This is a genomic window from Thalassobacter sp. HA4-2 (assembly GCF_055693705.1).
The window spans coordinates 1,091,795-1,103,575 of sequence record NZ_JBVFUK010000001.1; the positions used below are offsets into that span (position 1 = coordinate 1,091,795).

Genomic DNA, 11,781 nt, shown 5'->3' on the forward strand with positions numbered 1-11,781 from the left:
TGGACTTGCGGGACCTTAGCGCGGCCTTTACTTCTAGGCCATGACCCAAACAGCCCCCCTGATTGATCCGTTCCAGCGCGCGATTTCCTACCTGCGGGTGTCGGTGACCGACCGCTGCGATTTCCGCTGTGTTTACTGCATGTCCGAGAACATGACGTTCCTGCCGAAAAAGGAACTGCTGACCCTGGAGGAGTTGGACCGCATGTGTTCGACCTTCATCCGCATGGGGGTCCAAAAGCTGCGCATCACCGGCGGAGAGCCGCTGGTGCGCAAGGGGATCATGACCTTTTTCAACAGCATGACCCGGCATCTGGACAGCGGTGCGCTGCAGGAGCTGACCCTGACCACCAACGGCAGCCAGCTGGAGAAGTTTGCCAAGGACCTCTATGCCGCCGGTGTGCGGCGGGTGAACGTGTCGCTGGATACGTTGGACGAGGCCAAGTTCGCCCGTGTCACACGCTGGGGTCGGCTGCCCCAGGTCCTGCGGGGGATCGAGGCGGCGCGGGCGGCGGGCCTGCGGGTCAAGATCAACGCCGTGGCCCTGAAGGGGTTCAACGAGGACGAGCTGTTCACCCTGGCCGAATGGTGCGCACGGGACGACATGGACATGACGTGGATCGAGGTCATGCCCATGGGGGACCTGGGCAACGAGGACCGGGTGGGCCAGTACTGGTCCCTGAAGGACCTGCGCGCGGCCCTGCGCACCCGCTACACCCTGACTGACCTGTCTGAGCGGACGGGCGGCCCCGCGCGCTATGTTCAGGTCGAGGAGACGGGCCAGAAGATCGGCTTCATCACACCCCTGACCCACAATTTCTGCGAAAGCTGCAACCGCGTGCGCCTGACCTGCACCGGAGAGTTGTATATGTGCCTTGGCCAAGAGGACATGGCCGACCTGCGCGCGCCCTTGCGGGGCAGCGAAGGGGACGCGGCGCTGGAACAGGCGATCCGGGAGGCGATCATGCGCAAGCCCAAGGGCCACGACTTCGACTATTCGCGCCAGCAAGCCGACGGCCAGGTCTCGCGCCACATGTCCCACACCGGGGGTTGACGCGGCCTGACCTAAAGGACGCGCGTGCCGCGCGACGCTATGTTTTGTCTGGTGCCCGTGGATGGGTCGGCCACTGCGTCATGGATTGTGCATGTTGAGTGGTCGCACTTGGGTATTTGGAACCCAATGAAGCACAGGCTTATTCCTTCATTGGGTTAAAAGTACCCCGGAGGTTTGGAGGCAGAGCCTCCAATGAGGGTGTGCCCCCCTCGATGGGGGGACACACTCACCCCGTGTTCTAGTCCGTCCAGCGTACGTCTGTCAGGTCAATGGCCTGTGTGGGGGCGTTTTCCCACAACCCTTCGATCTTGGCATTGGCCACCCCGGTCTTGGCCAGTTGGAACAGGTAGCCGTTAACGTAGTCGTTCGCGATGGTTTCCTGGGCCTGGCGCAACAGGGCGCTGCGCTGTTCGGGGTTTGCGGTGGCTGTCAGCTCTTCCATCAGGGTCTGGAACGCCGGGTTGTCGTACTGAAAGTAGTAGTCGGGCCGGGCGTAGATGTTGATGTCGGCGGGTTCGGTGTGGCTGACGATGGTCAGGTCGAAATCCTTGCCCCGAAACACCTGTTCCAGCCAGCCGGCCCATTCGAGGTTGGTGATCTCGGTCTCGATCCCCACGGCGCGCAGCTGGCTGGCGATGATCTCGCCGCCGCGCCGGGCGTAGCTGGGGGGTGGCAGCATCAGGCGCAGGGTCAGGTTCTCGGCCCCTGCCTCGGCCAGCAGTTGGCGCGCCAGATCCGGGTCGTGGGCGGAGTTTGCCGTCAGGTCCACGTAGTCGGGGTTGTGAGGGGCAAAGTGGGTGCCGATGGGCGTGCCGTAGCCGAACATGGCTCCGTCGATGATCGCCTGGCGGTCGATGGCGTGGGCGATGGCCTTACGCACGCGGACATCCGTGATTGTCTGGTTGTTTGTGGACAGGATCGTCTCGCCCTCGGTGCTGCCGACGATGACGGTGAACCTTGGGTCGGCCTCGAAATTGGCCAGGGTTTCGGGGGCGGGGAACACCGGAAACGCGTCCACGTCCCCGGCCATCATGGCGGCGAAGGCGGCGTTGGGGTCCGAGATGAATTTGAACGTCGCACTGGCCAGCGCCGGGGCCTCGCCCCAATAGGCGTCGTTGCGCACCAGTTCGACCCGGTCGCCCTGTACCCAGTCGCTGAACCGGAAGGGACCTGTCCCCACGGGGACGGTCGCGTTGGTGGCGGCACTTTCCTCGGCCACGATCACCGCATCGCCCCATGCCAGGTTGAAGGCGAGGTTGCCGTTGGGCTGGCCAAGGGTCAGCACGACCGTGCCCGCGTCCGGCGTGGCCACGTCCGTGATATCGGCAAAGAGGGCTTTTTGGGCGTTGGTGCTGTCCTCGGCGCGGGCGCGGTTCAGGCTGAAGGCCACATCGGCACTGTCCATGGCGGTGCCGTCATGGAACGTGACCCCATCGCGCAAGGTGAAGGTCCATGTCAGTCCGTCTTCGCTGACGGTCCAATCGGTGGCCAAGGCGGGCACGATGGACCCATCGGACGCGAACTGCGTCAGCCCTTCGAAGATATTGGCATAGGTGACCTCGTCGATGGCCGCCGCCGCCCCGCCCGTGGGGTCAAGGTTCGGCGGTTCCAGCTGCATCCCGATGGTGATGCTGTCCTGGGCGGCGAGGGCGCCGAGGGTGCTGGTGGCCAGAAGGGCCGCGGCGAGGGGAAGACGGTTGAGCATGGAGGGCCTCCGGTTGGTCTGTACCCGGGACTATGGCGGGGGGCTGGCCTTTTGCCAAGGGCATTGCGGGGCCCACCTGTTGCGCGTGCTTGTAAATCAAGAGTTACGTCAAAAAAGTTTACACTGCGACTGGACGCCGCAGTTGGCCGCCCTAAATCGCGGATCATCCCAGGCGGTACACAAAGGGATACCGCGCCCGGGTGTGGAAGTGGAAGACAAGGAAGGACAGGACATGCGGTCAACAGAGCTTAGGGAAAAGCTGGCGCAGGTCGTTATGGGGATCATGTTGCCGGCGGTGCTGCCCGAGGCACCCGCCCGCCCGATGGCGCAAGATGAGCAGATCATTTTTGCCCAAATGGTGACCGAAAGCATGGTCCACCGGAGTATGGCAGGCACGGATGCGCCGACGCCGGGGGATGCCGCCATGACCGTTCCCCAGCATCAGGACCGGTTGCGGGCCTGATCCGTCTCGTACCCGGCGGTCGCTATTCCCCGTAGGGCACCCAGATCGTGCGGGTTTCGGTGGCCTCGGCCCGCAGGCGCGCGGTGTCGGTCCAGTCGGTCTGGCGGCCCCCGTTCACCCATGTGCGTTTCAGGTTGTGGGCGGCCTCCGCCTCGATCACCGCGTCGAGATCGGCGCTGGAGAACGACCAGACCGCATCCACATCCATGTGGCCCGCCATCTGTGGGGCCAGCGTGGCGTGGTCCCCGGTGATCAGGTTCACCACCCCGCCGGGCACATCCGAGGTGTCCAGCAGCTGGGTCAGGGGCGCGATCAGCAGCGGCGCGCTTTGTGGCATCACGGCGATCAGGCGGTTGCCCATGGCCATGGAGGCTCCGATCACCGCACACAGGGCAACCAGCGGGCGATCCTCGGCGCAAAAGACGCCGAGCGTCCCCACGGGGACAGGCATGGCCAGGGCCACCCCGCGCAAGGGCACGCCCACGGCGCGGCCATCGTGTTTGTCGGCCCAGGCGGCCCAGGTGAACAATGTGTCCAAGGCCGCGTCCAGATCCCCGTCCTTGCCGGTCTGCGCCCGCACGCTGTCGGCAATGGCGCTTTGGGCCATGTTTTCGGCCAGGTAATACAGGATTTGCGCGCGCAGGTGGCCGGGGGCCTTGGCCCAGCTGGCGGCCTTGTGCGCGGCCTCCACGGCGTTGCGGATGTCCTTGCGGCTGCCCTCGGCCATGTCCCCGACATAACCCTTGGGGCCGAACACCTGTCGGGTGTAGCCGCTGTCGGGGCGGGTCTGTTTGCCCCCGATGTAAAGCTTGGGCGTGCGGTCGATCCCCGTGGCCTCTGCCGTGCCGCTGTAGGTCTTGACCGCGCTGACCGCCTTGCCCGGGGCGGTGCGGGTGTAGGCGCGCAGGCCCTCCCACCCGCCTTCGCGGCCAAACCCGCTTTCCTTCATGCCGCCAAAGGGGGCGGCGGCGTCGAACATGTTGGTGCCGTTGACCCAGATCACGCCCGCCTCCAGCTTGGGCGCGATATCAAGGGCGAGGTTCACGTTTTCGGTCCAGACGCTGGCCGCCAGCCCGTAGCGGGTGTTGTTGGCAAGGGCCACAGCCTCGGCCGGGGTGCGGAAGGTCAGGGTGACGAGGACGGGGCCAAAGATCTCTTCCTGCATCAGGGGGTCGGCGGTGCCCAGCCCGGTGATCAGGGTGGGGGGATAGAAACAGCCCCCTTCGGGGACAGCGCAGGGGGCGTGGTAAACCTCGCCGTTGGTTTCGCCCACCAGCGTCTTGATCCGGTCCAGCTGCACCGGGTCCACGATGGCCCCCATGTCGATGCATTTGTCCAAGGGGTCGCCCATGCGCAGCCCATCCATCCGCGCGCGCAGGCGGGCGTGGACGTCCTCGGCCACAGCCTCGTGCACCAGAAGGCGCGCGCCTGCACAACAGACCTGCCCTTGGTTGAACCAGATCGCGTCCACCAGCCCTTCGATGGCGGAGTCGATGTCGGCGTCGTCAAAGATGATGTAGGGGGATTTGCCGCCCAGCTCCAGCGTCAGGGCCTTGCCTTGTCCGGCAGTGGCGCGCCGGATCGCGCGGCCCACATCGGTGGATCCGGTGAAGGCGACCTTGTCCACGCCCGGGTGCGCGACAAGGGCCGCGCCCGTGTCCCCGTCCCCGGTGATGATGTTGATCACGCCCTTGGGCACGCCCGCCGCGAGGGCCAGTTCCGCAAACATCATGGCCGAAAGAGAGGTGTATTCCGCAGGTTTCAGCACCACGGTGTTGCCAGCGGCCAGCGCAGGCGCGATTTTCCAGGCCAGCATCAGCAGGGGGAAGTTCCAAGGGATCACCTGCGCGCAGACGCCCACGGGGCCCGCGCCGGGCATCTCCGTGCCCATCAACTGCGCCAGACCGGCGTGGTGGTAAAAGTGGCGGGCGACGAGGGGCACGTCGATGTCGCGCGACTCTCGGATCGGTTTGCCGTTGTCGAGGGTTTCCAGCACCGCCAGGGCGCGGGCATGTTTTTGCACCTGACGGGCCAGCGCATAGAGCACCCGGGCACGGCTATGGCCCCCCTCCTTGCCCAGCCCTTTTGGGCCCGGCGGGCGGCGGCCACGGCGGTGTCCACATCCGCCGCGCTGCCTTGGGTCAGGGTCGCCAGCACCTCGCCCGTGGCGGGGTTGCAGCTGTCGAAGCGCGTGACGGTCCCCGTCCCCGTGGGGACAAAGGCCCCCCCGATGAAATGCCCGAAGGTGCGGTCGTGGCGGTCCAGCCAGGCGTCCACCTCGGCCCGGCTTTCGGGGGCGGGGGCATAGTCGAGGCTGTCGAAATAGTCTTTGACGGTCATCTGGTTTATCCCATCGGGTGGCGGTGACTGGCGGAATAGCGGCCCGTGACGTGGTGTTCCAACTGCCGCTCTATGTCATTGAGCAGGCTGGAGGCGCCGAAGCGGAACAGGTCCGGCTGCAGCCAGCGGTCGCCCAACTCGTCCTTCAACAGGGCCATGTAGACAAGGGCGTCCTTGGCCTTGCTGATCCCGCCTGCGGGTTTGTAGCCGACCATGTGGCCCGTGCGGGCGTGGTAGGCGCGGATCGCGCGCACCATGGTCAGGGTCACGGGCAGGGTGGCGTTGACGGGTTCCTTGCCGGTGCTGGTCTTGATGAAATCGGCCCCGGCCATCATGCACACCAGCGACGCGCGGGCGACGTTGCGCAGGGTGCCCAGTTCCCCGGTGGCCAGGATCGCCTTGACGTGGGCCGCGCCGCAGGCCGCGCGCATCTGGGTCATCTCGTCGTAAAGGGCCGTCCAATCCCCCCGCAGGGCGTGGCGGCGGCTGATCACGATGTCGATTTCCGTGGCTCCGGCGGCCACGCTTTCCTCGATTTCCCTGATCCGCAGGTGCAGGGGCGACAGCCCGGCGGGAAAGCCCGTGGACACAGCCGCCACCGGAATGCCGGTGCCGGACAGCGCGTCCACGGCGGCGGGCACCATGTCATGGTAGACACAGACAGCGCCCGTGGTCAGGTCCGGCAGGCCAAGGGCGCGCAGGATGTCTGCGCGCACAGGGGTGCGGGCCTTGGCGCACAACCGGCGCACCCGGGCCTCGGTGTCGTCGCCCGACAGGGTGGTCAGATCGATGCAAGTGATCGCGTGGGCCAGCCACGCAGCCTGTGCCTGTCCCTTGACGGACCGCCGTCCGGGCAGGGTGGCGCAGCGCCGCTCGATCGCGGAGGTGTTGGCCTGTACCGCGGCCACCCAGTCCAGATCCAGCGCCATGCCGTCGTTTCGGGGCAGGCTGACTTGGGGCAGGCCGGGGGTGGCGGTGGTCTGCGTCGCGGTGGTGGTTTGGGTGGCGTCCATGGGGCGAACTCCGTCTTTGTGCCCCAAATCCGTTGCACGGGGCGGTCGGACATGCAACCAAAGTCCAACCCTGACGTGAGGCTCCCGATGTCCCAAACCGGCCTGACCACCGGCGCGCTGAAACAGTTGACCCTGTCCGTGATGGGCAGCGCCGTGGCCCAGATCAGCGCCCCCGGGGGCCGGGATCGCCAAAGCCTGCGCGTGCATCTGGAGGATGGGCGCAGCGTCATCGTCACCCGCCGCGTCAGTCCCGCGCGCGCTGAACACGAGGCGGCGTTTTTGACGGCGCTGAACCGTCTGGGCGCGCCGGTGCCACAACACTACGCCTATGCGGACGGGGTGATGTTCAGCGCCGATGCGGGACGGGATCGGCTGTCTTACCGGCTGGTGCAGGCGGAAAAGACGGACCAGCGTGCAGACCTTTGTGCGGACCTTTGTGTGGGGGCCGTGGCCAGCCTGTGCGACATCCGCGCCCGGGTCGAGGGCGACCGTGCCCTGATGGCCAAGTTGCCCACCTTGGGGGCGGGTCAGGCGTGGCGCGAGGATTTCGTGGCGCGGCCCGTGTTCCTGTCCCATTCGCTGGGCATTGCCCCCCGGTGGTGGACGCGGGCCACATGGCGGACTGGCTGGTCGCGCCCGTGGATCGGTTCACCCGCTGGGACGCGCGCTGCGGCAATGCGGCGGTGCAGGCGGACGGCTCGATCCTGTGGTACGACTGGGAGGTGTTCGGCAAGCGCGGCGGGTTCGAGGATCTGGCGTGGCTGGTGGCCGACGACTACTGGCCCCTGGACGCGGCCGCGAGCGTCCATCTGCTGGCCGCCCATGCGCCCGGTGCCGACCCCGATGCCATCGGTCTGTGCGTGGTCCTGATCCTTGCGCGCCGGTTGCAACTGGTGCTGGCGCGGGTGGGGGCCAAGGGCTGGGCCGAACCGCAGGTCGCCTTGCGCGAAGACCGCCTTGGAGCCACGCCACAGATCGTGACCCGTATCACCGGGCACGGTGCGACATGGGCGGCGCGGGACGCGCGGCTGGCCCCCTTCGTGCCGTGGTTCGAGGCGGTGCGCGCAGCCCTGCTGGCACGCGGGGCCCCCTGATCGGAGCGTGGCCCAGTTGTGTGGCGCGGTCTTGGCCCGTTGCACGAAAGGGCGGACCGGGGTAGGGGGTGCGCAACTGAAAGGACCCCTACGCCATGACCTTTGACCGCTCCCTCAAAATCGCCCCCTCTATCCTGTCTGCGGATTTCGCCAATTTCGGGGCGGAGTGTCAGGCGATCGAGGCCCAGGGGGCCGATTGGGTCCATGTGGATGTGATGGACGGACACTTTGTCCCCAACATCACCTTTGGCCCCGCAACCTGTGCCGCGATCCGGCCCCATATCAAGACGGTGATGGATGTGCACCTGATGATCGCCCCCGTGGACCCCTATATCGAGGCCTTTGCCAAGGCGGGGGCAGATGTGATCACCGCCCATGTGGAGGCCGGCCCCCATATCCACCGCACCTTGCAGGCCATCCGGGGCGCGGGGGCCAAGGCGGGCGTGGCCCTGAACCCCGCGACCCCGGCCAGCGCGGTGGAGTACCTGCTGGACATGGTGGATCTGGTCTGTGTGATGACCGTGAACCCCGGCTTTGGCGGGCAGAAGTTCATCCATTCCCAAGTCGAAAAGGTGCGCCAGCTGCGCAGCCTGATTGGCGACCGCCCCATCCATATCGAGATCGACGGCGGCATCACCCCCGAAACCGCGCCCCTGATGGCGGCGGCGGGGGCGAGACGTGCTGGTGGCCGGATCGGCGGTGTTCAAGGGCGGGTCCGTGTCCGATCCCGCACCCTATGGCGCGAACATCCGCGCCATCCGCGAAGCGGCCGAGGGGGCAGTCGAGGGGGCGGCGGGATAAATCCCGCCCTACCGCGGCCCGTGACCCCACGCGCCCTGCGCGTTCCCCCCAATGCCGTTACAGCCCAAAGGCGCGGTTAGCGCAGGAAGTAATCATCCTCCGCCCGCCAATAGGCCAGCAGGTCTGTCCCCGTGGGGACAGGATTGCCCCGGTCGCCCAGTTTGTCGATGTCCGCCTGCACAAGAATGGCGAGGCGGCGGGCCATGTTCGCCTCGTGGGTGGCGCGGCCATTGTCGGCGACATTGCGCTCGATCGCTTCGGCCGCTGTCGTCAGGGCCTGAACGACCGAGACGGCCTGCGCCGCCTCGACCACCAAAAGCCGCACCATGGTCCGATAGGCATCGGGGTCTTTGTGCAGGGTCTCAATAATTTCAATCACAGCGCTGTCTTGATCCATATCCCGAATCCCGGTTCAACGCCCCCGGGGATGGGATAGGTGTCACGGCCTAACGTGATGTAAATGCGCGGTTTTTAGGAAAATCAGAGGCCCTTGCGTTACAGGCCCTTGCGTCATAGGCCCTTGAGGCTGTGGCGCTCCATCAGGCCGACCAGCATGTCGCGCGCGGCCCGGCGGTGGCGGGCGTGGGCGTGGTAGGCGGTGTCGGGGTCGCCAGCGGCAATCGCCTGCAGCACCTCGAAATGGTCGGCGTTGGAGGCGGTCGGCGCGGGGCGTAGGTGCAAGGTCATGCGCCGGGCGCGGCGGACCTTGTCTGCGTGGGCGGCGACGATTTCCGCGATGTAGGGGTTGCCGCCCAGGGTCACAAGGGCGGCGTGAAAGGCGTCGTCGGCTTCGGCCCAGGCCTCGCGGTCGCAGGCCTTGAGGGCGGCATCCATGGCGTCGATGGCAGCGGCCATGGGGGCGAGCGCGGCGCTGTCTGGTTTGCGGGCGGCGGCGCTGGCGGCACTTGTGGCCTCAAGCGCGCCCAGCACTTCGTAGATGTGGGCCATGTCCGCGGCGGACAGGGCGGTGACGCGAAAGCCCTTGCGGGGGCGGATCTCGACCAACCCCCGGGCGGCCAGTTGCAGGGACGCTTCGCGCACAGGCGTGCGAGACATGGCCAGCCGCTGTGCCATCTCGACCTCGGTATGGTCGCTGCCCGGGGGCAGGTCGCCTGCAAAGATCAACTCGCGCAGGATCGACAGGGCGCGGTCGGTCTGGCCGGTCATAGGGCGATCCGTGCACCGGTTGCGGCGCTGTCGTAGGCGGCGGCCTCCATCCGGCGGACGGCCAGATAGTCCCGGGCGGTGTTTTCCAGTGGCGCGCCCGTGGTCAGTGCGGCCACTGCGTGGGATTGCAGGGCGTGCACACAATCGCCCGCAAAGCCCATGTCGTCCCGGGGCGCAAAGACCACCTCCGCCCCGCGGCTGCCGTGGGCGCGGCGGGTGACGGTGCCACAGCCGGTCAGGGTCAGGGTGGCTCGGGTGCCCTCGACCAGCGCCTCACCAAAGGTGCGGCGGGGGCTGTCGGTGTCGTGGTCCAGAAGGCGGTTCCCGTCGAACAGGGCGCGCGTCCCCGTGGGGAAATCGAGGATCACATGGCCCGCATCCTCGCCCGCGATCACCGGGTTCAGGCGGCGCAGGTCCGCATAAAGCCCCGATGGCGCGCCCAGCAGGTAGCGGAAGGTGTCAAGGTAGTGCACCCCGGTCTCGTGGATCAGCAGGCGCGGCATGGTCTGGAAATAGGGCTGGCGGGCGAGGTAGGCGTCCGCGCCCTGCCCATCGCCCGTGCGCAGGCGGAAGGTCAGGTTCAGGACGTCGCCCAAGTGGCGGCCGTCGATCTGGGCCTTTATGGCGCGGAACCACGGCTGGAACCGGAAGTTTTCGTGGATGATCAGGGGGACGCCTGCGGCCTCGGCGATTGCGGTCAGCTGCTCTGCTTCCTCCAGCGACGAGGCGAAGGGTTTTTGGCAGATGATCAGCCTGGGCTTGGCCGCAAGGGCCGATGCGATGGCCCGGGCGTGGCTGGGGGGCGGGGTGATGATGTCCACGATATCCGGGGTCTGCGCCGTCAGCATGGCCGACAGGTCGGTATAGGGGGCCACGCCGGGCCCACAGGCGCGGGCGGCGGCGACCGGGTTTTGGTCGGCCACGGCCACCAGCTCTGCCCCGGGGATGCGGCCCCACGCCTCTAGGTGGAATTGGGCGAAGTAGCCTGCTCCGAGGGCGGCCACGCGCAGGGTCACAGCAGGGCCCCCACGGCGGCGGCGGCCTGCACTGTGCCGGCTGTCCCGCCAAGATCGCGGGTGGTGCCCTGACCGCTGGCCACGACACTGTCCACGGCAGCTTGCAGACGTTTGGCATCGGCGCACATCTGGTCGACCCCGTGGCGGTCCCCCAACCAGTCCAGCATCATGCCCGCCGACAGGATCATGGCAAAGGGGTTGGCCACGCCCTGACCCGCGATGTCGGGGGCCGAGCCGTGGCAGGGCTGGAACACCGCGTGATCCGTCCCGATATCCGCCGACGGGGCAAGGCCCAGGCCCCCCATCAGCCCCGCGCCCAGATCCGACAGGATATCGCCGAACATGTTTTCCGTGACCATGACGTCAAAGATCCATGGGCGTTCCACCATCCACAGGGCGGTGGCGTCCACGTAGGCGTGATCGGCCGTAAGGGACCGCTTACCGGCCTCGGCATAGAACAGGTCCCGCCAATAGGCGAAGGCGCGAAAGACGTTGGCCTTGTCCACGCTGGTCACGCGCCCCGGGTGGCCTGCGGCGCGGCGGCGTTCGGCCAGATCGAAGGTGAACTTGAACAGCTTTTCGCAGGTGGGGCGGGTGATGCGCAGGGTTTCTTCGGCGTAGTCCTCGGTCACAAGGCCGGTGCCCTGGGTGTGGAACAATCCTTCGGTGGATTCGCGGATCAGGACGAAATCGACGCTCTGCCCGCCCTCTAGCTTTAGCGGGGTGCGCATGCCCGGCAGGATGCGCACGGGCCGAACGCCCGCGAACAGGTCCAGCGCCTTGCGCAGGTCAATCTGGGGGCTGATTTCGGTGCCGTCCTTGTAGCGTACGTTCGGCAGGCCCATGGCCGACAGCAAAATGGCGTCGGCGCGGCGCGCGATGTCCATGGATGCTGCGGGCAGGCTGTCGCCGGTCTTGGCATAATGGGCCGCCCCGGCGGGGCAGGGGGTGAAGGACAGGGCGTAGCCGCCCGCCTGCGCCAACCCTTGCAACAGGTCCACGGTGGGGGCCATGATCTCTGGGCCGATGCCGTCGCCCTCGAAAACGGCGATGTTGAAGGAATGGGTCATGGACAGGCTCCGGTTGTGTATGCATTAGTGTATACATTAAATGATGCGTAAGGAAACACGA

9 protein-coding genes and 2 pseudogenes are annotated in these 11,781 nt (G+C 67.1%); 4 read left to right on the forward strand and 7 right to left on the reverse strand.

Annotated features, from left to right (window positions below):
* Positions 1-40 precede the first annotated feature (40 nt).
* The gene (moaA, locus tag ACZ1G0_RS05570; protein ID WP_472736041.1) at positions 41-1,051 is read left to right on the forward strand and encodes a GTP 3',8-cyclase MoaA; all 1,011 of its coding nucleotides are present in this window, start codon (positions 41-43) and stop codon (positions 1,049-1,051) included.
* A 238-nt stretch (positions 1,052-1,289) separates the two neighbouring features.
* Here moaA and ACZ1G0_RS05575 read toward each other — a convergent pair whose 3' ends face one another.
* Positions 1,290-2,756, reverse strand: a complete 1,467-nt coding sequence (locus tag ACZ1G0_RS05575; protein WP_472736042.1) for an ABC transporter substrate-binding protein — start codon at positions 2,754-2,756, stop codon at positions 1,290-1,292.
* A gap of 202 nt (positions 2,757-2,958) precedes the next feature.
* On the opposite strand from ACZ1G0_RS05575, the gene ACZ1G0_RS05580 reads away from it, so the two are divergent.
* Positions 2,959-3,219: a hypothetical protein gene (locus tag ACZ1G0_RS05580; RefSeq protein WP_472736043.1), complete on the forward strand. Its 261-nt coding sequence runs from the start codon at positions 2,959-2,961 to the stop codon at positions 3,217-3,219.
* A gap of 22 nt (positions 3,220-3,241) precedes the next feature.
* Here ACZ1G0_RS05580 and ACZ1G0_RS05585 read toward each other — a convergent pair.
* Together ACZ1G0_RS05585 and deoC are read right to left on the reverse strand one after the other, a co-directional pair.
* Positions 3,242-5,559, reverse strand: a pseudogene (locus ACZ1G0_RS05585) (aldehyde dehydrogenase family protein).
* A gap of 5 nt (positions 5,560-5,564) precedes the next feature.
* On the reverse strand, positions 5,565-6,572 hold the full coding sequence (gene deoC, locus ACZ1G0_RS05590; RefSeq protein WP_472737771.1) for a deoxyribose-phosphate aldolase: 1,008 nt from the start codon (positions 6,570-6,572) through the stop codon (positions 5,565-5,567).
* A gap of 614 nt (positions 6,573-7,186) precedes the next feature.
* On the opposite strand from deoC, the gene ACZ1G0_RS05595 reads away from it, so the two are divergent.
* Positions 7,187-7,666 (forward strand): hypothetical protein, encoded by a 480-nt coding sequence (locus ACZ1G0_RS05595; RefSeq protein ID WP_472736044.1) that lies wholly within the window; start codon positions 7,187-7,189, stop codon positions 7,664-7,666.
* A gap of 95 nt (positions 7,667-7,761) precedes the next feature.
* Positions 7,762-8,467, forward strand: a pseudogene (gene rpe, locus ACZ1G0_RS05600) (ribulose-phosphate 3-epimerase).
* 76 nt (positions 8,468-8,543) lie between these two features.
* On the opposite strand, the gene ACZ1G0_RS05605 reads toward rpe, so the two are convergent.
* From ACZ1G0_RS05605 to ACZ1G0_RS05620, 4 genes are all read right to left on the reverse strand, one after another.
* On the reverse strand, positions 8,544-8,864 hold the full coding sequence (locus ACZ1G0_RS05605; protein ID WP_472736045.1) for a hypothetical protein: 321 nt from the start codon (positions 8,862-8,864) through the stop codon (positions 8,544-8,546).
* Between the two features lie 113 nt (positions 8,865-8,977).
* Positions 8,978-9,634, reverse strand: a complete 657-nt coding sequence (locus ACZ1G0_RS05610; RefSeq protein ID WP_472736046.1) for a GntR family transcriptional regulator — start codon at positions 9,632-9,634, stop codon at positions 8,978-8,980.
* On the reverse strand, positions 9,631-10,650 hold the full coding sequence (locus tag ACZ1G0_RS05615) for a Gfo/Idh/MocA family protein (protein ID WP_472736047.1): 1,020 nt from the start codon (positions 10,648-10,650) through the stop codon (positions 9,631-9,633). Before ACZ1G0_RS05615 ends, ACZ1G0_RS05610 begins: the two co-directional genes overlap by 4 nt.
* The gene (locus ACZ1G0_RS05620) at positions 10,647-11,720 is read right to left on the reverse strand and encodes an isocitrate/isopropylmalate dehydrogenase family protein (protein WP_472736048.1); all 1,074 of its coding nucleotides are present in this window, start codon (positions 11,718-11,720) and stop codon (positions 10,647-10,649) included. The genes ACZ1G0_RS05615 and ACZ1G0_RS05620 overlap by 4 nt, the downstream gene beginning before the upstream one ends.
* Positions 11,721-11,781 lie beyond the last annotated feature (61 nt).